Origin of the sequence: Actinobacillus lignieresii (genome assembly GCF_900444945.1) — a bacterium.
GTDB lineage: Bacteria > Pseudomonadota > Gammaproteobacteria > Enterobacterales > Pasteurellaceae > Actinobacillus > Actinobacillus lignieresii.
Genome location: NZ_UFRM01000001.1, coordinates 1,091,702 through 1,114,499, shown reverse-complemented (window position 1 = coordinate 1,114,499; position 22,798 = coordinate 1,091,702). Strand labels below are relative to the sequence as shown.

The 22,798-nt window shown below is 40.8% G+C and carries 18 protein-coding genes and 1 pseudogene; 13 read left to right on the top strand and 6 right to left on the bottom strand.

What is annotated here, in order from left to right:
- Window positions 1–28: 28 nt before the first annotated feature.
- The 4 genes from DY200_RS04995 to DY200_RS04980 all read right to left on the bottom strand — a co-directional run bounded on the left by DY200_RS04995 (window position 29) and on the right by DY200_RS04980 (window position 2,804).
- Entirely contained in the window at window positions 29–784 is a 756-nt protein-coding gene (locus DY200_RS04995; protein WP_115587148.1) for a metal ABC transporter ATP-binding protein, read from the bottom strand.
- A 1-nt stretch (window position 785) separates the two neighbouring features.
- Window positions 786–1,682 (bottom strand): metal ABC transporter substrate-binding protein, encoded by an 897-nt coding sequence (locus DY200_RS04990; protein ID WP_115587147.1) that lies wholly within the window; start codon window positions 1,680–1,682, stop codon window positions 786–788.
- 68 nt (window positions 1,683–1,750) lie between these two features.
- Complete coding sequence (locus DY200_RS04985; RefSeq protein ID WP_115587146.1) at window positions 1,751–2,086, bottom strand: TusE/DsrC/DsvC family sulfur relay protein; 336 nt, start codon at window positions 2,084–2,086, stop codon at window positions 1,751–1,753.
- A gap of 52 nt (window positions 2,087–2,138) precedes the next feature.
- Complete coding sequence (locus DY200_RS04980; RefSeq protein WP_115587145.1) at window positions 2,139–2,804, bottom strand: Bax inhibitor-1 family protein; 666 nt, start codon at window positions 2,802–2,804, stop codon at window positions 2,139–2,141.
- Between the two features lie 181 nt (window positions 2,805–2,985).
- Between DY200_RS04980 and pgsA the strand changes: the two genes are divergently transcribed.
- The 4 genes from pgsA to DY200_RS04960 all read left to right on the top strand — a co-directional run bounded on the left by pgsA (window position 2,986) and on the right by DY200_RS04960 (window position 8,433).
- Entirely contained in the window at window positions 2,986–3,537 is a 552-nt protein-coding gene (gene pgsA / locus DY200_RS04975; RefSeq protein WP_005619923.1) for a CDP-diacylglycerol--glycerol-3-phosphate 3-phosphatidyltransferase, read from the top strand.
- 119 nt (window positions 3,538–3,656) lie between these two features.
- On the top strand, window positions 3,657–5,627 hold the full coding sequence (locus tag DY200_RS04970) for a TonB-dependent receptor domain-containing protein (protein ID WP_115587144.1): 1,971 nt from the start codon (window positions 3,657–3,659) through the stop codon (window positions 5,625–5,627).
- Window positions 5,628–5,779: 152 nt separating this feature from the next.
- Window positions 5,780–7,612, top strand: coding sequence for an excinuclease ABC subunit UvrC (gene uvrC, locus DY200_RS04965; RefSeq protein ID WP_115587143.1), 1,833 nt, complete (start codon window positions 5,780–5,782; stop codon window positions 7,610–7,612).
- Between the two features lie 68 nt (window positions 7,613–7,680).
- Entirely contained in the window at window positions 7,681–8,433 is a 753-nt protein-coding gene (locus DY200_RS04960; protein WP_115587142.1) for a TatD family hydrolase, read from the top strand.
- 63 nt (window positions 8,434–8,496) lie between these two features.
- Here DY200_RS04960 and rep read toward each other — a convergent pair whose 3' ends face one another.
- Complete coding sequence (gene rep / locus DY200_RS04955; RefSeq protein ID WP_115587141.1) at window positions 8,497–10,521, bottom strand: DNA helicase Rep; 2,025 nt, start codon at window positions 10,519–10,521, stop codon at window positions 8,497–8,499.
- Window positions 10,522–10,854: 333 nt separating this feature from the next.
- Between rep and potA the strand changes: the two genes are divergently transcribed.
- The 5 genes from potA to ruvB all read left to right on the top strand — a co-directional run bounded on the left by potA (window position 10,855) and on the right by ruvB (window position 15,361).
- Window positions 10,855–11,970, top strand: coding sequence for a spermidine/putrescine ABC transporter ATP-binding protein PotA (gene potA / locus DY200_RS04950; protein ID WP_005600350.1), 1,116 nt, complete (start codon window positions 10,855–10,857; stop codon window positions 11,968–11,970).
- Window positions 11,957–12,823: a spermidine/putrescine ABC transporter permease PotB gene (gene potB, locus DY200_RS04945; protein WP_005603539.1), complete on the top strand. Its 867-nt coding sequence runs from the start codon at window positions 11,957–11,959 to the stop codon at window positions 12,821–12,823. The genes potA and potB overlap by 14 nt, the downstream gene beginning before the upstream one ends.
- Entirely contained in the window at window positions 12,823–13,590 is a 768-nt protein-coding gene (gene potC / locus DY200_RS04940) for a spermidine/putrescine ABC transporter permease PotC (protein WP_039708954.1), read from the top strand. Before potB ends, potC begins: the two co-directional genes overlap by 1 nt.
- A 142-nt stretch (window positions 13,591–13,732) precedes the next feature.
- Entirely contained in the window at window positions 13,733–14,338 is a 606-nt protein-coding gene (gene ruvA / locus DY200_RS04935) for a Holliday junction branch migration protein RuvA (RefSeq protein WP_115587140.1), read from the top strand.
- Between the two features lie 18 nt (window positions 14,339–14,356).
- Complete coding sequence (ruvB, locus tag DY200_RS04930; protein WP_115587139.1) at window positions 14,357–15,361, top strand: Holliday junction branch migration DNA helicase RuvB; 1,005 nt, start codon at window positions 14,357–14,359, stop codon at window positions 15,359–15,361.
- Between the two features lie 56 nt (window positions 15,362–15,417).
- Here the strand turns inward: ruvB and ubiG are convergent, their stop codons facing one another.
- Window positions 15,418–16,122: a bifunctional 2-polyprenyl-6-hydroxyphenol methylase/3-demethylubiquinol 3-O-methyltransferase UbiG gene (gene ubiG / locus DY200_RS04925; protein WP_115587138.1), complete on the bottom strand. Its 705-nt coding sequence runs from the start codon at window positions 16,120–16,122 to the stop codon at window positions 15,418–15,420.
- A 179-nt stretch (window positions 16,123–16,301) separates the two neighbouring features.
- On the opposite strand from ubiG, the gene gyrA reads away from it, so the two are divergent.
- The 4 genes and pseudogenes from gyrA (at window position 16,302) to DY200_RS04905 (ending at window position 22,699) form a co-directional block, all read left to right on the top strand.
- The gene (gene gyrA / locus DY200_RS04920; protein WP_115587137.1) at window positions 16,302–18,992 is read left to right on the top strand and encodes a DNA topoisomerase (ATP-hydrolyzing) subunit A; all 2,691 of its coding nucleotides are present in this window, start codon (window positions 16,302–16,304) and stop codon (window positions 18,990–18,992) included.
- A gap of 96 nt (window positions 18,993–19,088) precedes the next feature.
- Window positions 19,089–20,636, top strand: a complete 1,548-nt coding sequence (locus DY200_RS04915; RefSeq protein WP_115587136.1) for a type I restriction-modification system subunit M — start codon at window positions 19,089–19,091, stop codon at window positions 20,634–20,636.
- A 1-nt stretch (window position 20,637) separates the two neighbouring features.
- Window positions 20,638–21,355: pseudogene (locus tag DY200_RS04910) on the top strand (BRO family protein).
- 189 nt (window positions 21,356–21,544) lie between these two features.
- The gene (locus DY200_RS04905) at window positions 21,545–22,699 is read left to right on the top strand and encodes a restriction endonuclease subunit S (protein WP_115587135.1); all 1,155 of its coding nucleotides are present in this window, start codon (window positions 21,545–21,547) and stop codon (window positions 22,697–22,699) included.
- The last annotated feature ends 99 nt before the right edge of the window (window positions 22,700–22,798 follow it).

Genomic DNA, 22,798 nt, shown 5'->3' with positions numbered 1-22,798 from the left:
TGTTTTTGGCGGTCTTTATCAATCTAATCTATCCAATATCTTTAGCGAGATAATGCAGTACGCCGCCAAAGACCTTTTCCAGATTTTCGGTCGTAAAGGTGGTTTCGGTTTTACCTGCAGCGAGTAAGGTACGGTTTATCATCAATACTTGATCACAAAAGCTAGGCACGCTGTTTAAATTATGAGTTGAAACTAAAACTAAATGTCCTTCGCTACGCAGTTGCTGCAACAATTCAACGATGGCATTTTCGGTTTTTACATCAACACCGGTAAACGGCTCGTCAAGCAAAATAATTTGGCTTTCTTGCGCTAATGCTCGAGCAAGAAACACGCGTTTTTTCTGCCCGCCGGAAAGTTCACCGATTTGGCGATGCTGCAAGTGGCAAATGTCCACTCGTTCCATCGCTTGCATCACTTTTTGTTTATCAAGAGATGAAGGACGGCGTAGCAATCCCATATAACCGTAACGTCCCATCATAACGACATCGTAAACGGAAACCGGAAATTGCCAATCGACCTCTTCACTTTGCGGTACATAAGACACCAGATTTTGTTTCAATGCTTTTTGAATCGGCATTCGGTTTAACAGAATTGTACCGGTTTGAGGTTTAACTAATCCCATTAAACTTTTAAATAGTGTGGATTTACCGCCGCCGTTTACGCCGATTAGGGCGCAAATCGTACCGTTTTGCAGTTGGAAGGATACGTCATATAAGGCTAAATGCCCGTTATTATAACGGACACTTAGCTTTTCAACGGAAATAGAAGTAGGAATGGATACCATGTTATTTTTTACTTTTTTCAAAACCGTCAACAATCGTACTGATCGTTACTTTTAATAGATCTAAATAAGTCGGTACGGCACCGTCTTTGGTTGAAAGTGAATCGACATATAACACACCGCCGTATAATGCACCGGTTTCTTTTGCCACTTGTTTCGCCGGTTTATCCGATACGGTACTTTCGCTGAAAACAACGGGAATATTATTGGCTTTTACGCCATCGATTACTTTTTTCACTTGTTGCGGCGAGCCTTGCTCTTCGGCATTAATCGCCCATAAATAAAGCTCTTTTAACTGATAATCTTGTGCTAAATAACTAAATGCCCCTTCACTGGTTACTAACCAACGTTGTGCTTCCGGAATAACGGATAGACGTTGGCGTAACGGCTCCGCAATGGCTTTTACTTTTTCTGCATAAATTTTAGCATTTTGGTTATAACTTTCGGCATTTTTCGGATCGTATTTCACTAATGCGGCGCGAATATTTTCAATATATTGCAAAGCGTTAGCCGATGACATCCAAGCATGCGGATTCGGTAAGTTTTTATATTCGCCTTCGGTAATTGCAATCGGCGTAATACCTTCGGTCACTACAACTGCCGGTTTACCTTTTACGTTTTCAAAGAAACGCTCGAACCAACGTTCTAAATTCATACCGTTCCATAAGATAAGATCCGCTTTTTGCGCTTTTACGATATCTTTTGGCGTCGGTTGATAATCATGAATTTCGGCGCCGGGTTTCGTGATGGATTCGACAATCGCTTTATCACCGGCAACGTTTTGTGCAATATCTTGGATAACGGTAAAAGTAGTGACGACTTTAAAGGGGGCGGCCATAGCGAGTGTTGCACTCATACCTAGTACGACCACAAATGCTTGTTTTAAAAATGAAAGTTTCATAGATTCTCCTTTTAGCGATGAATTCTCATTTAGAGTTGTTATTGAGAATGAATCTCAATTAATAATAATTATAAACATTTTATGGGTTTAGGTAAACCGGCAATTTTAGTTGCTTGTTTTGCGGGGCCGTCAGGGAATAAGCGTTGTAAATAACGGCTGTTTCCTTTTTCTTCACCGAATTTTTTCGCCATTGCTTTAACTAACATTCGGATTGCTGGTGAGGTTTTATATTCTTGATAGAAGTCACGTACCAGAAAGATGATTTCCCAATGTTCATCCGTCAGTTCAATGTGTTCCTTCTTCGCGATTTCAATGGCAAGATCTTCCGACCAATCTGCAAGATGAGTGAGATAGCCGGAAGCGTCGGTTGGGTATTTTTTTTCGTTTAATTCAATGTAATACATAAAATAAAAAGTGCCACGGGTGTGGCACTTACTCTCTTAAATTCGTTTTAGATTAATCGTCACTACCTAATACGCCGAAGATTTGTAATAGGCTTAAGAACAAGTTGTAAATAGATACGTATAAATCCACGGTTGCACGGATATAATTGGTTTCACCGCCGTGAATAATATTGCTGGTACCCAGTAAAATCGCACCGCTTGAGAACACGACGAATAGTGCGCTCATCGCAAGGCTTAATGCCGGAATCGCTAAGAAAATGTTAGCAATAATCCCAACGAGTAACACCACAAATAATGCCATCATCATACCGGATAAAAACGACATGTCTTTTTTGGTCGTCAGCACGTAAGCCGAACAAGCAAAAAATACTAATGCGGTTGAACCCAATGCAAGAGCGACGACATCACCTAAACCCGCACCGATATAGCGGTTCAAAATTGGGCCTAAGGTGTAGCCTAAAAAGCCGGTTAAAGCAAATACGCTTAAGATACCCGCACCGCTGTTTGCAGTAGCATTAGTAAGAAATAATAAACCGTAGAAACCGATTAATAATCCCCACCACGGTAGTGTAGGTGCGTTCATTGACATTGCCGCAAAAGCAATAACGGCCGAGAAAGCCAATGTCATTGAAAGTAATAAATAAGTATTACGTAATACTTTGTGGGTGCTAAGTAACGATTCGTTACCTGCTGCACCGCTAATTACACGATTTTCCATATTGTTTCCTTTAAGTTGAACAAAACTTTTATTTATGTATGGACAAACTTCCATAAATCAAGTGTAAATTAGCGACAAATTTAGCCAAAGTCAATTGACTTTATCTATACAATAGTTAAAAATTTTCTTATGAGTGTGATACACTTAGATAACCGAACGTTTACTTTGCAAATGCCACTATATGAAACTAAATTTTCCTACCTATTTAACCTTATTTCGGGTCGTGTTAATTCCTCTGTTTGTCATTGCTTTTTATTTGCCTGCCGGTTGGTATGCCGCTGAAATTTCAACGCTGATTTTTTTTATTGCGTCCATTACCGATGCTTTCGACGGTTATTTGGCAAGAAAATGGAATCAAACCACTCAATTAGGGGCGTTTTTAGATCCGGTAGCGGATAAGGTATTGGTTGCGGTGGCGTTGGTGTGTGTAGTGGAATATTATCATACGTGGTGGATTACTATTCCCGCGGCGATTATGATTGCGAGAGAAATTATTATTTCGGCATTGAGAGAATGGATGGCGGAATTAGGCGAACGCGCCAGTGTAGCGGTTTCTATGTGGGGAAAATTTAAAACCACCGCACAAATGTTGGCGCTTGGCGGAATGTTGTGGCGGTTTAATTTTGCGATGGAAGTGCTTGCTTGGATTTTACTGTATATTGCCGCTGGTTTAACGCTCTGGTCAATGATGCAATATTTAAATGCGGCAAAAGGCAGTTTATTAAAATCGTAATTAAAGAGAACCGAAACGATATAAGCGAGATAATATCTCGCTTTTTTTATGCGTAAAACAAATTGAAATGATAATTGTTTTTATTTAAACTTAAGACCTTTTTTAAAAGGAGACTCATAATGCATAAAAAAACAATATTTAAATTAAGCTTAATTAGTTTAGCCGTCGCCGGCTATGTGGAAGCTAATCAAGCTACACTTGATACGGTGAAGGTTCAAGCTCAACCTACGGTGAATCATACTAGAAATATCAGTAACCTGCGCGAATTACTGGCTAATCGTACGGACATTAACGTCGGTGGAGGTAGCGTGTCCGCACAATACATTTCGATTCGCGGATCAGGACAAGATCGTATCGGTATGATTGTCGATAATACTTCGACAAATACTCAACAGTGGTATCACCAAGGTCGTTTCCAACTGGATCCGTCTATGGTGAAATCGATTAAAATCGATAAGGGCGCCGGTTCCGCTAGTGCCGGTATCGGTATAACGGACGGTGTAATCCGTGCGGAAACGGTATCGGCAAAAGATTTATTGAAAGACGGCAGATCATTCGGTGCGCGTATCGGTTCCGAATATAACAGTAATCGCGGCATTAACGGTTCGCTTTCACTCTATGGACAAGCGAATAATCTGGATGTATTGCTATTAGGCAGTTGGGGAGACGATAAAAACTATAAGGCGGGTAAAGGTTATTCGGATGCGGTGAATAAAAATAGCCGAGTAGTGAATAATACCGCTCGTCGTCAAGGTAATTATTTGGCGAAATTCGGCTATGATATTACCGATAAACAGCGTATCGGCTTAAGTTTCCGTCAAGAGTCGTTTTATGGTGCGGGACAAGATCGTTTCGAGATGATTTTTAATAGCCGCCCGGTAAATGCGAACACGACCAAACGTACCTACAACCTTGAGTATGATGCGAAAGACATCGGCTTTGCTCGAGACGTTAAAGCGAATGTGTTCCATATTTTAGGGACGGATAAGCGAGAAGATTATCAGCAAAATAAATTAACCGGTTATCAACGTAGTTCTAAAACCAAAACAACGGGGGCTAATTTAGGCTTTACCAGCGAATTTGGCGGAGAGCATCTGTTTAAATATGGTGTGAATCTGCGTAAAGAGCAGACAGGTAGTCAGAATTCGTTCGGCAATATTAAAGGCGAACAAAAATTCGAATACGGATTATATGCCGAAGGGATTTGGTCTTTAGGTAAAGTGCTGACCTTAACCACAGGGTTACGTTATGATTACTATGATTTGGATACGGCTGGTAAAGTGGATAAAAACGGTAAACCGCTTGCCGGTAATAAATCGGTATCCGATAAAAGATTAAATCCGAGTTTCGGATTGATTTGGGACATTACACCGAATTTTGCTTTGAATGCTAAATTAAATTATGCAAGTCGCAGCCCTATTTTAGCTTCGGCAAATACCATAACCGATAACCGCGGTTCATTAGATAAAGCCAGAGGTTTACGTTTTATCGATCCTAAATTGAAAACCGAAGACGTACGTTTGGCGGAAGTCGGTTTTGAATGGAAATATGTCGATTTTAATTTAAAAGGCAGCGTGTTCGAGCAAAGAGTTAAAAACTTCTATCAAACGACCAACAGTATCATTAGCAATGCGGGAACCTTAAAAACGAAAGGTTATGAAGCCGAGTTGGATTATCAATGGAACGCATTAAAATTAACCGCCGGTGTGGCGTATGCCGATCCGAAAGCGGATTTTGCGCTTTCTAATGATCCGCTGAATGTTATTCCGCAAGGTCGTCAATGGAGTACCGGTGTTTCGTATAAATTTGTTGAACCGAATTTAGAGATCGGTTGGTTAGGTCGCTATGCTCAGTCTAAAGAGTATAAAACGGGCGCTGCGCCGAAAGTCGAAACGAGAAGACGTATCGGATACGGCGTACATGATATTTTCGTAAACTGGCAGCCGCTTAATCAAGACAACTTCAATGTGAATTTCACGGTAAAAAACATCGGTAATAAATTCTATCGTAGTCACAGCCAAAGAAATCTTGAAGTCACGCCGCCAAGCCCGGGACGTGAGTTTAAAATCGGTATGAACTATAGTTTCTAATGGCGGTTTAACCGAATAATTTTGCAAAAGCGGTTGTTTTTACGACCGCTTTTTGTTTATGCACGGCAGGCTTTGAGAGGGAAGTACACTAATGATTAAATATTGGTTATCATAGAGTTAATTTCTATTTAATCGGATACTCAATTTTATTTATGTTTGATGCCAAAGCCTTTCTTGCCGATGTTCCTCATCTTCCCGGTGTTTATCGTATGTATGATGCGAAAAATACTATTATCTATGTCGGTAAAGCCAAAGATCTCAAAAAGCGTTTATCCAGTTATTTTCGTAGCCAACTCGCCAGTAAGAAAACCGAGGCGTTAGTCGCTAACATTCATCATATCGAAACCACGATTACCCATTCGGAAACGGAAGCGTTATTGCTTGAACATAATTACATTAAAGAGAATCAGCCGAAGTACAACGTGCTTTTGCGTGATGATAAATCCTATCCGTATATTTTACTCACAAAGCATCAACATCCCCGAATTACTTCGTTTCGTGGTAGTAAAAAAGTTGCCGGTGAATATTTTGGCCCGTATCCGAATGCAGGTGCAGTGCGTGAAACGCTAAACTTGCTGCAAAAACTGTTTCCGATTCGCCAATGTGAAGACAGCTACTATAAAAATCGTTCTCGCCCTTGTTTGCAATACCAAATAGGGCGTTGTCTTGCTCCTTGTGTGGAGGGTTATTACTCACAAGCGGAATATGATAACCAAGTGAATCTTGTTCGTTTATTTTTGCAAGGTAAAGACGGGCAAGTAGTGGAACATTTGGTACAAAAAATGGAAAACGCTGCGCAAGATCTGGATTTTGAAGCGGCGGCTCGTTTTCGCGATCAGATCCAATCGGTACGAGCGGTGCAAGAAAAACAATTTGTCTCTAACGAACGTTTGGATGATTTGGATATTATTTCGATCGCTTATCAACACGGTATTGCTTGCGTACATATTTTATTTGTGCGTCACGGTAAGGTATTGGGTAATCGTTCCTATTTTCCTAAAGTGCCGAACAATACCGATTTAAGCGAGTTGGCGGATACCTTTGTCGGTCAGTTTTATTTACAAATGAACCAACATCGCACGATACCGAATCAAATTATTATCGATCAGTCGTTAAGTGAAGTGACTGCATTAGCTAATGTGCTGTCCGAACAAGCGGGGCATAAAGTCAGTATTGCCGATAAAAATATTCGTGGCGATAAAAGCCGCTATTTGGCATTAGCAAAAACCAATGCGGAAGCCGCTCTTACCTTACAACTTAAACAAGATACGCATATTCGCCAGTGTTATGATTCGCTCAAGGCATTACTCAATTTAGCGGAAATCAAGCGAATGGAGTGTTTCGATATTTCTCACACAATGGGTAATCAAACGGTAGCTTCTTGTGTCGTATTTGATGAAAATGGGCCGCTAAAATCGGATTACCGCCGTTTTAATATTGAAGGTATTACCGGTGGTGATGACTATGCGGCAATGGAACAAGCCTTATTAAAACGTTATGACCGCAATTTAGAAGAAGAAAAAATTCCGGATATTATTTTTATTGATGGTGGGAAAGGTCAGCTGAATCGAGCGTTGGAAACCTTTACTTCGTTAAATGTCAGTTGGGATAAGCGTAAACCGTTGTTAATTGGTGTGGCGAAAGGAGTAGAGCGAAAAGCCGGTTTAGAAACTTTATTGATCAGCAAATGGGATAAGGAAATTCACTTACCGCCGGACAGTCCCGCCTTGCATTTGATTCAACATATTCGTGACGAATCACACAATCATGCGATTACCGGACACCGTAAAAAACGCCAAAAAGCCTTTACGGAAAGCGGATTAGAATCTATTGCCGGTGTAGGGGCAAAACGTCGCCAAGCATTATTGAAATATCTCGGCGGTATGCAAGGTGTGAAATCCGCTACGTTAGAAGAGATTCAATCCGTACCCGGTATTTCAAAACAACTTGCCGAAGTGATTTTTGATACGTTACAGCATAGCTAAGTGACAAGCGGTCGAATTTACAGCATTTTTTGTAAATTCGACCGCTTGTAAATAGAGATAAGAAAGAGATGTTTGATAGCCATATTCATTTAGATCAGCTTGATGTGAGCCAAATAGAGCGGATAGTGAGTGATCCTTTGCTGCAAGGTATATTGGCGGTCAGTACAGATTTAGCCAGTGCGGAAACGTTACTCGCATTAAAACAAAAATTTCCGAAAATCCAAATTGCGGCAGGTTTTCATCCTGAACAGGTATTAATTGATGAGAAACAGCAGCAAGCGTTATTTGATTGGATTGTAAAAAATCGAGCGAATTTGACCGCTATCGGTGAAGTAGGATTACCGCATTATCTAAAAAGACGGAATCCTAAGCTGGATTATCGGCCCTATCTTGCCTTATTGGAACAATTTGTTGCATTAAGCAAGCGGTTAAATTTACCGTTAAATTTGCATATCGTGCATGATGATGTGGCGATAATGCTGGATTTGCTGGAAAAATACCAAATTCAACATGCGCATTTCCATTGGTTTAAAACCGATGATGATTCGTTTGAACGTTTTCTTCGTACCCCTTATTTCGCCAGTGTTACACCGGATATTTTATGGAATCCGAAAACGCAAAAAATTGCCAAAAAATTACCGCTTAATCGCTTACTGATTGAAACCGACAGCCCGTGGCGACACGAAAGTTTGGGAAATGCGAGTATTTCACAGCAATTACAAGCAATATTGGCGCAATTAGCGAAATTAAGAGCTGAACCAGAGAATATAATTCGAACACAAATTAGGCGAAATCATCAGCGGTTATATGGGATAACATAAAACCAAATAACTCGTTATTAATAAGGGATAACACTGTTAGCCCTTATTAATGTGAGGAAAATCTTATTTTTTATTCGCCTTTAGCATTGCCATTAGGTTGGCGATATTGGCTGAGGTTTTTTCGACTTTCTGTTCCTTGGTCATTTTCGGTTTTTCACTTTCCCAAACTAAATCGTCTTGTGGTAATTCAAGTAAGAAGCGACTTGGTTCCGGTTTGATAATTTCACCGTACTGGCGGCGTTCTTTACAGAGTGAAAAGGTTAGCGTTTGTTGCGCTCGAGTAATGCCTACGTAAGCAAGACGGCGTTCTTCCTCAACATTATCCTCATCCAAGCTGGTTTGGTGCGGCAGAATACCTTCTTCCATCCCGACTAAGAAAACGTGCGGAAATTCCAAACCTTTTGAAGCATGCAGCGTCATTAATTGCACTTGGTCCGCTTCATCATCATCTTCACCTTCACCACGTTCTAACATATCACGCAACGTCAGGCGGTTTACCACTTGCACTAACGTCATCGGTTCTTCAATTTCATCGCCTTCCAGCATACCTTGCACCCATTCAAACAACGTTTGCACGTTACGGCTTTGCATTTCAGCCGCTTTCGGCGAAGTGGCGGTTTCGTACAAATAGGCTTCGTATTGAATTTTTGCCAATAAATCTTTTACCGCTTCAATCGGATCAGAGCGTTCCGCTTGGTCGGCAATTTCGACAATCCAACGGGCAAAATCTTGCAATGCTTGATAGGGTTTGGGTGTCAGACGTTGAATCAATTCAAAATCGAAAATCGCTTCAAACAAGCTGACCTGTTTTTCATTGGCAAGTAAGCCCAGTTTTTCCAGCGTTACCGCACCGATTTCCCGTTTTGGGGTATTAACGATACGTAAAAACGCCGCATCATCGTCTTGATTAACTACTAAACGCAAGTAAGCCATCATATCTTTAATTTCGGCACGGGCGAAAAATGACGTTCCGCCGGAAATTTTATAGGGGATACGGTTTTGCATCAGCAATTTTTCCAGCAAGCGAGACTGATGATTACCACGATATAAAATCGCATAATCTTTGTATTTGGTTTTGTTGGAAAAACGATGGGCGATTAATTCCCCAACAATACGTTCCGCTTCGTGTTCTTCATTTTTGGCTTCGATAACATTTAATTTTTCGCCTTCGCCTAAATTCGAAAACAAGCGTTTTTGGAAAATATGATCGTTGTTATCAATCAAAATATTGGCACAATGCAAAATGCGTTGGCTGGAACGGTAATTTTGCTCCAGTTTAATCACTTTTAAATCAAAATCTTCACGCAAACGTTGCATATTTTCTGGTTTTGCACCACGCCACGAATAGATTGATTGGTCATCATCACCAACAACCGTGAAATTTGCCTCATTGCCTACCAATAATTTGATCAACTCATATTGGCTGGTATTGGTATCTTGGTATTCGTCCACCAGTAAATAACGGACTTTTTGCTGCCAACGGGTTTTCGCTTCCGGAAATTGGCGAAATAGTAATACCGGCAGCATAATTAAATCGTCAAAATCAAGCGCATTATAGGCTTTTAGCTGATTTTGGTAGAGCTGATAAAAATGCGAAAACACACGTTCACGCTCATCTCGCACTCGAGTTAATACCGTTTCGGGCGAAAGCAGATCGTTTTTCCAGTTGGAAATAGTAGAAATCAATGCTTTGAGTAAATCTTTATCTTCCGCCGCATTTTCCGGTAACAAATGTTTGAGTAATGCGAGTTGATCGTGTTCATCAAACAACGTCATACCGGATTTGAAACTCAGTAATTTGTATTCACGTTTTAAAATTTCAAAACCAAGAGTATGGAAGGTTGAAATGGTTAGCCCTTTGCTGTTTTCTTTGCCGATGGAATGGGCAACACGCTCACGCATTTCACGTGCTGCTTTGTTGGTAAAGGTTACCGCTGCGATTTGTTTTGGTGAGTAACCGCAATGCGCAATCAGATGAGCGATTTTATTAATGATGACACGCGTTTTGCCCGAGCCTGCACCCGCTAACACAAGGCAAGCTCCTGTTACATATTCTACCGCTTGTTGTTGTTGATCATTTAATTTCATTTTATCTACTTTTATTTACTTTATCTTCAGTCACTTTTTAAACCGCAATATTTTAGCCGAAAGACAACAAGCGGTCGAATTTCTTTAAAATTTTGCGATCCGTATCGAATAACTGAAACTAATTTAACATTACAAAAAATCAGCGAAATTTAACCGCTTGTTCAGTGGCTCTCGACCGAAATAAATGCCTTAAAAATCAAATTTTTGCTTTTAAAATTGAGCTGTTCGCTATATTATTAGCAGTTAATTTTATGCGTATAGTTACGCACTCGCCCTGAAAATAATTCAGATTTTGCATTTTCATTTTATGCCCTAGGGGGAAGACAAAAGTAGATGGAACAGTTAGAACAAAAACCAATCATCGAACTACGCAATGTGACGAAAAGCTATGGTAGCAAAACGATTCTTAAAAATTTAAATTTAACCATTAACGATGGTGAGTTTTTAACTATTTTAGGTCCTTCAGGCTGCGGTAAGACAACAGCGTTACGTTTAATTGCGGGTTTTGAAGACTTGACGGAAGGTTCGATCATTCTTGACGGTCAAGATGTATCTAACGTTCCGGCCGAACAACGTCCGGTCAATACGGTTTTCCAAAGTTATGCGTTATTCCCGCATATGACGATTTTTGAAAACGTGGCGTTCGGTTTACGTATGCAAAAAGTGCCGAATGATCAAATCAAACCTCGCGTAATGGAAGCGTTGCGTATGGTGCGTTTGGAAGATAGAGCGGAACAAAAACCGGCTCAGCTTTCGGGCGGTCAGCAACAACGTATTGCCATTGCTCGTGCGGTAGTAAATAAGCCGAAAGTATTATTATTGGACGAATCGCTTTCTGCACTTGACTATAAATTGCGTAAAGAAATGCAACATGAGTTAAAAGCATTACAACGTCAGTTAGGTATTACCTTTATTTTCGTTACGCACGATCAAGAAGAAGCATTAACGATGTCAGACCGTATCATCGTAATGAACGGCGGTAAAATTGCACAAGATGGTACGCCTCGTGAAATTTATGAAGAGCCTAAAAACTTATTTGTAGCTCGCTTTATTGGTGAAATCAACGTGTTTGATGCAACCGTGATTGAACGTGTTGATGCGCGTAATGTAAAAGCGAATGTAGAAGGTCGTATTTGTAACATTAAAGTGGAAGATATGGATGTACAGCCGAATCAAAAACTGAAAGTGTTATTACGTCCGGAAGATATTTTGATCGAAGAGTTGGACGAAAACGAAAGCTCTAAAGCGATTGTCGGTCATATTTTAGATCGTAATTATAAAGGTATGACGTTAGAATCAAGCGTGAAACTTGATCATAACGGTATGACGGTATTGGTAAGTGAATTCTTTAACGAAGATGATCCGAATATCGATCACGAGGTCGGTCAAAAAGTGGCATTAACTTGGTATGAAGGTTGGGAGGTTGTACTCAACGATGAAGATTGCTAACAACAAATTCCAAGCCGGAACGGTTTCGGTTATCTTCGGTTGGTTGTTGCTTTTTGTACTCGTACCGAACGTATTGGTACTGTTAATCAGCTTTTTAACCGAAAACCGCCAAAGCGCATACTTTGTAGATTTCATCTTTAGCCTTGACGCATATACGCAGTTGTTCAACGATACCTATGCAACGGTATTGTGGAACTCGTTTAAAATGTCGGCGATAGCAACGTTTTTCTGTTTAATCATCGGTTATCCGTTTGCGTTTATTATCGCTAAAATGCCGGCGAAGATTCGTCCGATTTTGTTATTTTTAGTCGTATTGCCGTTTTGGACAAACTCGCTGATCCGTATCTACGGCATTAAAATTTTCTTAGGCGTGAAGGGGGTATTAAACGAGGCGTTATTGGCAATCGGCTTAATTGACGAACCGCTTCGTTTATTAAACTCCGAATTGGCGATTATTATCGGTTTAGTATATATACTGTTACCGTTTATGATTTTACCGCTTTATTCCTCCATCGAGAAAATTGACGGTCGTTTATTAGAAGCGGCAAAAGATTTAGGTGCGAATGCGTTCCAACGTTTTGTGCGTGTAACCATTCCGCTGACAATGCCGGGGATTGTGGCAGGTTGTTTATTGGTATTATTACCGGCAATGGGAATGTTCTATGTTGCCGACTTATTAGGCGGCGGTAAAACACCGTTAATCGGTAATATTATTAAGAGCTTGTTCTTAAATACCAACCAGTTTGCATTAGGTTCGGCGGTTAGTATCGCCCTTACCGTGTTAATGGCGTTAATGTTATATGTTTATTACCGTGCAAATAAATTATTAAATAAAAAGGTGGAGCTTGAATAATGAAAAAGACCTTAAGAAACTTTTTTATGTTCGTGGTGTTTGCCTACCTTTATATTCCGATTATTATTTTGGTGGTAAACTCATTTAACGAAGACCGTTACGGCTTACAATGGAAAGGATTCAGTTGGAACTGGTATGAGCGTTTATTCGCTAATGATACGTTAGTGCAAGCGACGATGAACTCATTAACGATTGCGTTTTTTGCCGCAACATTTTCAACTGTTTTAGGGGCATTAACTTCGATTGCGCTATACCGCTATAAATTCCGTGGTAAGCAAATGGTCGGTGGTTTACTGTTTATCGTGATGATGTCGCCGGATATCGTGATGGCAGTTTCTTTATTAGTGCTATTTATGATTTTAGGTGTGCAACTTGGTTTTATTTCGTTATTAATTGCGCATATTACGTTCTGTTTGCCTTATGTGGTCATTACTATTTCATCTCGTTTAAGCGATTTTGATGGCAAGATGTTAGAAGCAGCGAAAGATTTAGGTGCAAGCGAAGTAACGATTTTACGTAAAATTATTTTACCGTTGGCATTACCGTCGATTATTTCCGGTTGGTTATTAAGCTTTACCATTTCGTTGGATGACGTAGTGGTTTCATCATTCGTTACCAGCCCAAGTTATGAAGTATTACCGTTAAAAATCTTCTCGCTGGTGAAAACGGGTGTGACGCCGGAAGTCAATGCATTAGCAACGATTATGATTATTTTCTCACTGACATTGGTGGTATTAAGCCAATTAGTGGTAAGAAAAAAAGCATAATTTAATTTGATTGAAAATAGCTCGCTGATTAGCGGGCTATTTTTTTGCAAAAAAATTAGCTGAAATAGACCGCTTGTTAGCCTGTTATTCTATACAGTTTTCTGTTATGCTAAGGCAAATTTTTTAGTTTGGAATAAAATCAATGATCGGAAGATTACGGGGTAAAATTATTGAAAAACAACCGCCTGAAATGGTAATTGATGTTCAAGGTGTCGGATATGAAGTGCTATTGCCGATGACGAGCTTTTACAGCTTGCCACAAGTAGGTGAAGAAGCCACAATCTTTACGCATTTAGTCGTACGTGAAGATGCACATTTATTATTTGGTTTTGCACAAAAGCAAGACAGAACACTATTTCGTGAATTGATTAAAACCAACGGTGTCGGACCTAAATTAGCCCTTGCGATTTTATCGGCGATGTCGGTTTCACAATTTGCCAATGCTGTTGAAAATGAAGAACTTGCCAAATTAACTAAAATTCCGGGCATTGGGCGCAAGACAGCCGAGCGTTTATTAGTAGAACTCAAAGGCAAATTCAAAGGTGTGGCACAAAGTGATTTCTTTGAAGAACATTCGGTTGAAACGATTGTTGCAACACATTCGCACGATCCGGCAGATGAAGCCCGTGATGCCTTAGTGGCGTTAGGCTATAAACTCGCTGATGCTGAGAAGATGATTAAGAAAGTGAATAAAGCGGGTGCAACCAGCGAACAATTAATTCGTGAAGCATTAAAAGCCTCTCTTTAAAAAGTAAAAATACCTTAAATGATTGAAGCAGATAGAATAATTAGTGCCTCGCCGAAGCGTGAGGAGGAAGTGATTGATCGTGCGATTCGTCCTAAATTATTGGCGGATTATGTCGGTCAGCCGTCTGTACGAGAGCAGATGGAGATCTTTATTAAAGCGGCAAAATTGCGTGATGAGGCGCTAGATCACTTATTAATTTTTGGTCCGCCGGGATTGGGTAAAACCACCCTAGCTAATATTGTTGCCAACGAAATGGGCGTGAGTATTCGCACAACTTCCGGACCTGTGTTAGAGAAAGCGGGCGATCTAGCGGCAATGCTGACTAATTTAGAGCCTTATGATGTGTTATTTATTGATGAGATCCACCGCTTATCACCGGCAATTGAAGAAGTGCTTTATCCGGCGATGGAAGATTATCAGCTGGATATCATGATCGGTGAAGGGCCGGCGGCACGTTCGATTAAGTTGGACTTGCCTCCGTTTACTCTAGTCGGTGCAACGACCCGTGCCGGTTCATTAACGTCTCCACTACGTGACCGCTTTGGTATTGTACAGCGTTTAGAGTTTTACTCGGTGGATGATTTAACCTCGATCGTAAAACGTAGTGCCGATTGCTTAAACTTAAATTTATCGCCGGATGCTGCTTATGAAGTGGCTCGCCGTTCACGTGGCACCCCTCGAATTGCTAACCGTTTATTACGCCGTGTACGAGATTATGCCGATGTGCGTAATAACGGTGTGATTACCTCTGATATTGCTAAACAAGCGTTGGCGATGCTCGATGTAGATTCCGAAGGCTTTGATTTTATGGACATCAAGTTACTACAAGCGATTGTCGAGCGTTTTGACGGAGGTCCGGTCGGCTTAGATAACTTAGCTGCGGCGATAGGCGAAGAGCGAGATACGATTGAAGACGTACTTGAACCTTATTTGATTCAGCAGGGTTTTTTGCAACGAACACCGCGAGGACGTATTGCCACCAGCCGAACTTATGCGCATTTAGGCATTGCGAAGTTAGATTAAATACAAGCGGTTATTTTTGTAAAATTTTAGGCAAAAATAACCGCTTGTTTCCTATACTATTTTAACATTGCAATATAATTGCAACTGACATCATTATTCAGCCAAAACTTTTCGGTTAGCGGATTAAAATGATAACCTTTCATTTCTTGGCAGCGTAAATTCGCCATATCACACCAATTTAATAATTCCGCCGGTTTAATAAATTTTTCAAATTCGTGCGTGCCTTTCGGCAACATTTTAAGCACGTATTCCGCCCCGATGATAACTAACATATAGGCTTTAAGCGTACGGTTAATGGTGGAGAAAAACAGCACTCCATCCGGTTTGAGTAACGCCTTGCAGCTTTGAATAATCGAAAGCGGATCCGGTACGTGTTCCAACATTTCCATACAGGTAATCACATCAAATTTTTCGGCATAAGAAGCGGTCTGATTTTGCACAAAATCTTCAATTGTAGTTTGGCGGTAATCAATGGTTAATCCGCTTTCTTCGGCGTGTTTACGTGCAACGTCAAGCGGTTCGGTTGTCATATCAATACCCGTAACATTTGCACCGGCTCTTGCCATCGCTTCACTTAAAATGCCACCGCCGCAGCCGACATCCAAGACTTTTTTGCCGAATAAGCCGTTTGCTTTTTGCTGAATGTAATCAAGGCGTAACGGATTAAGTAAGTGAATCGGTTTAAAACTGCCGTTCGGATCCCACCAAGTGGCTGCCATTTTTTCAAATTTATCGAGTTCTGTTTGATCAATATTATTCATAGAAAATTGTCTTAAGTAAGTGAAAAAGGTCAAATTGCAAAATATTCTCTTAATTTAACCGCTTGTGTTCATTTTCAACTTTCAAAATCCAACTTTCAACTGTTTTTTGTGCTATAATTGACTGAATTTTTCGCCCTAACGAATAGGGCTACTTCTTTAAACGTGATTAGGAAATTTCAATGAGCGAATTAGCCAAAGATATTACCCCCGTCAGTATCGAAGACGAGTTAAAAACGTCTTATCTCGACTATGCGATGTCCGTTATTGTCGGACGTGCGCTTCCCGATGTGCGTGATGGTTTAAAACCGGTGCACCGCCGCGTGTTATTCTCAATGGATCAAAACAGCAATACCTTTAACCGCCCGCACGTAAAATCTGCACGTGTGGTGGGTGACGTAATCGGTAAATATCACCCGCACGGTGACTCAGCCGTGTATGACACCATTGTACGTATGGCACAGCCGTTCTCACTTCGTTATATGTTGGTTGACGGTCAAGGTAACTTTGGTTCGATTGACGGCGATGCGCCGGCGGCGATGCGTTATACCGAAGTGCGTATGCAAAAAATTACGCAGGAATTATTAACGGATTTAGATAAGGAAACCGTGGATTACTCGCCTAACTATGACGGCAAAGAGATGATTCCTGATGTACTACCGACCAAAATCCCAGCGTTATTGGTCAACGGTTCATCCGGTATTGCGGTTGGTATGGCGACCAATATTCCGCCGCACAACTTAAATGAAGTATTGGACGGTTGTTTAGCCTACATTGAAAACGAGCAAATTAGCATTGAAGAATTAATGCGTTTTATCCCGGGGCCGGATTTCCCGACAGGGGCGATTATTAACGGTCGTAAAGGGATTGAAGAAGCGTATCGTACCGGACGTGGTAAAGTTTATGTGCGTGCTAAAGCAAGCGTAGAAACCACGGAAAAAGGTCGTGAGCAAATTATTGTTACTGAGCTTCCATATCAAGTAAACAAAGCGAAACTGATCGAGAAAATTGCCGAATTAGTGAAAGATAAGAAAATTGAAGGCATTAGCGGTATTCAAGATCACTCGGACAAAAAAGGTATCTCAATCGTTATTGAAGTAAAACGTGATGCGGTCGGTGAAGTGGTGTTAAACCATCTTTATTCATTAACGCAAATGCAAGTCACGTTTGGTATCAATATGGTTGCGCTTGATCACGGTCAGCCGAAAGTATTGAACCTAAAACAGATTATCGAAGCATTCGTAAAACACCGCCGTGAAGTGGTAACACGCCGTACCATTTTTGAGTTACGCAAAGCGCGTGAGCGTGCGCATATCTTAGAAGGTTTGGCGATTGCGTTAGCCAATATCGATCCGGTTATCGAATTAATCCGTAACTCAAAAACAGCGGATGAGGCGCGTGAAGGTTTATTAGCGCGTGCATGGGCATTGGGTAATGTTGCACCAATGTTAGAAGTTGCCGGTGTTGATGCGTCACGTCCGGAAGATTTACCGGAAAACTTAGGCGTACGTGACGGTCAATATTATCTTTCCGAAGCGCAAGCACGTGCGATTTTAGAATTACGTTTACACCGTTTAACCGGTTTAGAGCACGAAAAAATTGTGGATGAATACAAAGCATTGCTCACCGAAATCGGCGAATTGTTACGTATCCTAAGCAGTGCAGAACGCTTAATGGAAGTCATTCGTGAAGAATTAGAAAAAGTGAAAGCGGAATTCGGTGACGAACGCCGTACTGAAATTACAGCGGCTTCGGGCGATATCAATATGGAAGATTTAATCGCTCAAGAAGACGTGGTAGTCACACTTTCTCACGCAGGTTATGTGAAATACCAACCGCTTTCGGATTACGAAGCACAACGTCGTGGCGGTAAAGGTAAATCGGCGACTAAGATGAAAGAAGACGATTTCATCGAGAAATTATTAGTGGCGAATACTCACGATACGATTTTATGTTTCTCAAGCCGTGGTCGTTTATATCAATTAAAAGTGTATCAATTACCGCAAGCAAGCCGCGGCGCACGTGGTACGCCAATCGTGAACATTCTGCCGTTAGTGAAAGAAGAAAACGAGCGTATTACGGCGATTCTACCGATTCCGAACGGTGAGTTTAGTGCGGATAAATTCATCTTTATGGCAACCGCAAGCGGTGTGGTGAAGAAAGTAAGTTTAGATGCGTTCAGTAACGTGCGTTCAAGCGGTCTGATTGCTTTAAAACTTCGCGAAGGCGATGAGTTAATTGGCGTTGATATTACCGATGGCGAGAGCGAGATTATGTTGTTCTCGGCACAAGGTCGAGTAGTACGTTTCGCAGAAAAAGCCGTGCGAGCAATGGGACGTACCGCAACCGGTGTTCGAGGCATTAAACTTGCTACGACAGACATTTCAAGTGAAGACATTGAAGAAGCGGAAATCGTAGAAATTGAAAACGAAGAAGCGGATGAGTCTAGCGTGAGTCTGGATACCGACCGTGTGGTTTCACTTGTGATTCCTCGTACGGAAGGCGATATTCTAACGGTAACGCAAAACGGTTTCGGTAAACGTACCGTGATTGGTGAATATCCGGTTAAATCTCGTGCAACTAAAGGTGTAGTTTCTATCAAAGTGAACGAACGTAACGGTAAAGTAGTTGCGGCAGTTCAAGTTGAAGAAACGGATCAAATTATGCTGATTACCGATGCCGGAACACTAGTTCGTACCCGAGTCGCAGAAGTCAGCCTCGTTGGCCGTAACACCCAAGGCGTTCGCATTATCCGTACCGCAGATGATGAAAGCGTAGTAAGTGTAGAACGAGTCTGTGAACCTGATGATGAAGACGAAAACAGCGAAGCGTTAGACAACGTAGAAAGCATAGAAACTTCAATAGAAGCCTAAACAAAGGGCGTAAGACCCTAACAAGCGGTCGGATTTTGGTAAAATTTTGCAAAAATCCGACCGCTTTTGATTATAAGCAAAGAGAGGAAAGATAAGATGACAGCAATTCAACAAAGAGCGGAACTTCAACGCCGTATTTGGCAAATTGCAAATGAAGTACGTGGTTCGGTTGATGGTTGGGATTTCAAACAATATGTGCTTGGCACATTGTTTTACCGTTTTATTAGCGAACATTTTGTGAATTATATCGAAGGTGGCGATGAGAGCATAAAATATGCGGCTTGGTCGGACGATGATGAAAATATCAAGTTAGGCAAAGAACACGTTATTAAAGAAAAAGGCTATTTTATCTACCCAAGTCAGCTGTTTGAAAACGTGGTAAAAAACGCCCATAGCAACCCAAATTTAAATACCGAACTCAAAGAAATTTTTACCGCTATCGAAAGCTCTGCTACAGGCTACGATTCTGAAAATGACATCAAGGGGTTGTTTGCCGATTTTGACACCACTTCTAACCGTTTGGGTAACACAGTGGAAGACAAAAACAAGCGTTTAGCAGCTGTGTTAAAAGGCGTGGCGGAATTGGATTTTGGAAGTTTTGAAGATAACCAAATTGACCTGTTTGGCGATGCCTATGAATTTTTGATTTCTAACTATGCGGCAAATGCGGGGAAATCGGGCGGTGAATTTTTCACGCCACAAAATGTGTCGAAATTGATTGCACAACTTGCTTTGCACGGTCAAAAAGCGGTAAACAAAATTTATGACCCTGCTTGTGGTTCAGGCTCGCTCTTGTTGCAAGCGAAAAAGCAATTTGATGATCACATCATTGAAGAAGGTTTTTTCGGTCAGGAAATCAACCACACCACCTACAACCTTGCTCGTATGAATATGTTTTTGCATAACATTAACTACGACAAGTTTGACATCACGCTTGGCGATACATTACTCAAACCGCAATTTGGCGACAGCAAGCCCTTTGATGCAATCGTCTCAAATCCGCCTTATTCGGTGAAATGGGTGGGCGATGGCGACCCAACGCTGATTAACGATGAACGTTTTGCCCCTGCTGGCGTGCTTGCCCCAAAATCTAAAGCCGATTTCGCCTTTATTTTGCACGCATTGAGTTACCTTTCGGCTCGTGGACGTGCGGCGATTGTAACTTTCCCTGGTATTTTCTATCGTGGCGGTGCAGAGCAAAAAATCCGTCAGTATTTGGTGGATAACAACTTTGTGGAAACCGTGATTTCCCTTGCACCAAACCTGTTTTTCGGCACAAGTATTGCGGTAAATATTTTGGTATTATCGAAAAATAAAACTGACAGCAAAACCCAATTTATTGATGCAAGCGGTATTTTTAAGAAAGAAACCAACAACAACGTTTTAACCGATGAGCATATCGCTGAAATTCTGAAATTGTTTGGCGACAAAGCCGATGTTGATCATTTAGTTAAAATGGTGGACAACCAAGCCATTGCCGATAACGATTACAACCTTGCAGTCAGTTCTTACGTTGAGGCAAAAGACGAGCGAGAAGTGATTAACATCAGAGAACTCAATGCCGAAATTAGCGAAACCGTCGCAAAAATTGACCGCTTGCGTACCGAAATCGACAGCATTATTGCGGAGATTGAGGGGAAGTAAAATGAACGAACTCAAACTTTTTGAAAACCGCCAAATTCGCTCAACTTGGGACGATGAAGACGATGAAAAAGAAGAATGGTTTTTTAGCATTGCGGATATTGTGGGGGCATTGACGGAAAGTAGCAACCCACGCCGTTATTGGAGCGATTTGAAACGAAAAATCACCGATGAAGAGAGCGGAATTGAGTTGTACGAAAAAATCGTACAACTGAAAATGCAGTCTTCCAATGGCAAATTTTATAGCACTGATGCCGCTGATATGGCAGGCATTTTCCGCATTATTCAATCCATTCCGAGCCCCAAAGCCGAGCCTTACAAACCTATTTGCAAAAAGGGTATAGCCGAGAGTGGATAAATCAGCGATTGCAGGCGATTCAAGTTCGCAAAGAACTGACGGACGAATGGCACAAACGCACGGCGTAAAAGAAGGTGTGGAATATGCGATTTTGACTAACGAAATCAGCCGAGCGTGGAGCGGAATGAACACTAAGGAATATAAGGCGTTCAAAGGACTAAAAAAAAATCTGCGAGACAATATGACTACGCTCGAACTCGTGCTGAATATGCTTGCCGAAGCCACGACTACCGAACTGACTCGCCAAACTAATCCACAAGGCTTGGCAGAAAATAAAGCCGTTGCCAAACGTGGTGGAGCGGTGGCAGGCAATGCTCGCAAAGAAATCGAAGCCCAAACAGGCAAGCCCGTCATCAGCCCATAAAATGCGATAAATTTTGCCAAATTGATTGAAGACGTGGCAAAGAAAAAATAACGAAAAAGTAGTAAAAGTAGGATGGGTTTTAGTCCATCAAATTGGTTTTGTTGGTGGGAGAATGATGGGCTAAAGCCCATCCTACAGAGATAAAATGCGGTCAAATTTTAACGAATTTTTGCAAATGGGAAATAAACAATGAACATTTTAGAGCTGATTAAAGATTGCGAAGTGGAATGGAAAAGTTTGGGGGAAGTAGCTAAATACGAACAGCCAACAAAATATTTGGTAAAGTCCACAAATTACAATGATGATTTTAACACTCCTGTTTTAACAGCAGGTAAAACATTTATTTTGGGTTATACAGATGAAATTGATGGAATTTACCCAGCTAAGTCAAACCCTATAATTATTTTTGATGATTTCACTACGGCTAATAAATGGGTGGATTTTGATTTTAAAGTAAAATCATCAGCAATGAAAATGATCACATCAAGTGATGAAAATAAGTTCTCATTAAAATATATTTATTATTGGTTAAATACATTGCCAATGGAAGATAACACAGATCATAAACGTCAATGGATTAGTAATTTTGCAAATAAGAAAATCCCAATCCCCCCTCTAGAAATTCAAGAAAAAATCGTAAAAACACTTGACATTTTTACGAAGCTGGAAGCTACGCTGGAAGCTACGCTGGAAGCTGAATTATCACTGCGTGTCAAGCAATATGATTATTATCGTAATGAGTTATTAACTTTTGGCGATGATGTGGAGTGGAAAACGTTGGGGGACGTGGCAAAGAAAATTTCATCAGGTGGGACACCGTTATCAACTCGTTCTGAATATTATGATGGAGAGATTCCTTGGTTGCGTACACAGGAAGTAAAATTCTCTGATATTTTTGAAACAGAAAGAAAAATAACACAAGTTGGATTAGAGAATTCTTCGGCAAAATGGATATCTGAAAATTGTGTCATTATTGCGATTTCAGGAGCAACAGCTGGTCGTTCAGCTATCAATAAAATCCCACTTACTACAAATCAACACTGTTGTAATATTGAAGTTGATCCTGAAGTTGCTTATTACAGATATGTATTTTATTGGGTTAGTAAAGAATATGAGAATTTAAAAGCCTTAGGGCAAGGGGCTAGAATGGACTTAAATGCAGGAATTATAAAAAACTATCCGATCCCTATTCCAAACCTTGAAACTCAACAAAAAATCGTGAACATTTTGGATAAATTTGACCGCTTGACGAACTCTATTTCAGACGGTTTACCGAAAGAAATTGAACTTAGACGCAAGCAGTATGAATATTATAGAGAGCAGTTGTTGGGGTTTAAGCAGTAGTACAAAATTATCTAGTTGATGGGTATTTTACGGTAGTAAGCAATTTTTGACGTAGTTTAAGTAAGGTAAAGGTTGTTTTCTAACATTTTGAAAAATAAA

What these genes read in the sequence shown, in the direction of transcription:
- gyrA (WP_115587137.1), top strand. Translation starts at nt 16,302, where the DNA reads ATGAGCGAATTAGCCAAAGATATTACCCCCGTCAGTATCGAAGACGAG.
- DY200_RS04980 (WP_115587145.1), bottom strand. Translation starts at nt 2,804, where the DNA reads ATGGAAAATCGTGTAATTAGCGGTGCAGCAGGTAACGAATCGTTACTT.
- potA (WP_005600350.1), top strand. Translation starts at nt 10,855, where the DNA reads ATGGAACAGTTAGAACAAAAACCAATCATCGAACTACGCAATGTGACG.
- pgsA (WP_005619923.1), top strand. Translation starts at nt 2,986, where the DNA reads ATGAAACTAAATTTTCCTACCTATTTAACCTTATTTCGGGTCGTGTTA.
- DY200_RS04995 (WP_115587148.1), bottom strand. Translation starts at nt 784, where the DNA reads ATGGTATCCATTCCTACTTCTATTTCCGTTGAAAAGCTAAGTGTCCGT.
- DY200_RS04905 (WP_115587135.1), top strand. Translation starts at nt 21,545, where the DNA reads ATGAACATTTTAGAGCTGATTAAAGATTGCGAAGTGGAATGGAAAAGT.
- DY200_RS04970 (WP_115587144.1), top strand. Translation starts at nt 3,657, where the DNA reads ATGCATAAAAAAACAATATTTAAATTAAGCTTAATTAGTTTAGCCGTC.
- DY200_RS04960 (WP_115587142.1), top strand. Translation starts at nt 7,681, where the DNA reads ATGTTTGATAGCCATATTCATTTAGATCAGCTTGATGTGAGCCAAATA.
- uvrC (WP_115587143.1), top strand. Translation starts at nt 5,780, where the DNA reads ATGTTTGATGCCAAAGCCTTTCTTGCCGATGTTCCTCATCTTCCCGGT.
- DY200_RS04985 (WP_115587146.1), bottom strand. Translation starts at nt 2,086, where the DNA reads ATGTATTACATTGAATTAAACGAAAAAAAATACCCAACCGACGCTTCC.
- ruvB (WP_115587139.1), top strand. Translation starts at nt 14,357, where the DNA reads ATGATTGAAGCAGATAGAATAATTAGTGCCTCGCCGAAGCGTGAGGAG.
- ubiG (WP_115587138.1), bottom strand. Translation starts at nt 16,122, where the DNA reads ATGAATAATATTGATCAAACAGAACTCGATAAATTTGAAAAAATGGCA.
- potC (WP_039708954.1), top strand. Translation starts at nt 12,823, where the DNA reads ATGAAAAAGACCTTAAGAAACTTTTTTATGTTCGTGGTGTTTGCCTAC.
- rep (WP_115587141.1), bottom strand. Translation starts at nt 10,521, where the DNA reads ATGAAATTAAATGATCAACAACAACAAGCGGTAGAATATGTAACAGGA.
- potB (WP_005603539.1), top strand. Translation starts at nt 11,957, where the DNA reads ATGAAGATTGCTAACAACAAATTCCAAGCCGGAACGGTTTCGGTTATC.
- DY200_RS04990 (WP_115587147.1), bottom strand. Translation starts at nt 1,682, where the DNA reads ATGAAACTTTCATTTTTAAAACAAGCATTTGTGGTCGTACTAGGTATG.
- DY200_RS04915 (WP_115587136.1), top strand. Translation starts at nt 19,089, where the DNA reads ATGACAGCAATTCAACAAAGAGCGGAACTTCAACGCCGTATTTGGCAA.
- ruvA (WP_115587140.1), top strand. Translation starts at nt 13,733, where the DNA reads ATGATCGGAAGATTACGGGGTAAAATTATTGAAAAACAACCGCCTGAA.